The sequence below is a fragment of the Devosia submarina genome (assembly GCF_003056345.1).
GTDB classification, from domain to species: domain Bacteria; phylum Pseudomonadota; class Alphaproteobacteria; order Rhizobiales; family Devosiaceae; genus Devosia; species Devosia submarina.
In genome coordinates, this window is record NZ_PYWB01000037.1 from 1 (window position 1) to 550 (window position 550).

At 58.4% G+C, this 550-nt stretch carries 1 protein-coding gene; it reads right to left on the reverse strand.

The features are described 5' to 3' along the window. Positions 1-296: 296 nt before the first annotated feature. Positions 297-550 (reverse strand): rhodanese-like domain-containing protein (locus DDE77_RS19290; RefSeq protein ID WP_281261318.1); only part of this gene is annotated, 254 nt, incomplete at its 5' end.

The following is a 550-nucleotide window of genomic DNA, read 5'->3' on the forward strand; positions in this document are numbered from 1 at the left end:
GAGCAGCAAAGGCTGACCCTCAACGCATGCCGCTCGTTGGCGTCTTCGCAAGTCCGGCATGCCGCCTCTCGGCGGCAGATGACGCCGTACGGCCCTTGACACAAACCGCGATAGAGAAGCTGCCAGTATGAAAACACCCCGCTGTAGACAGTGCGAAGGCCAAAGCGGAACGGCAGGTTTTGGGAAATCGGAATCCCGGCCTGAACGGCAGAGATGGGGCGCACTGCAGACAGCACTTGGCAGGTGCATCAGGCACTCGTTCACAGGAGTCGCAAGCCTCAGGTTAGGAGCGAAGGTTAGTTGGACACTTTCTCGACCTCGCCACCGCTATCTACCCAGTCCTTGAAGCCACCAAGATTGTAGACGTTCTTATAACCCATATCCTTGAGGGTCTTGCCGCCCAAAGCGGAGCGTCCACCCGATGCGCAATGCAGGATCACGGGTCGATCCTGAGTCAGGTTCTTGTCGTGGTACTGTGTCGAGGCGTCCGCACGAAATTCCAGCATGCCGCGAGGAACGTGGACTGATCCTGGGATCTTACCGCTGGCCT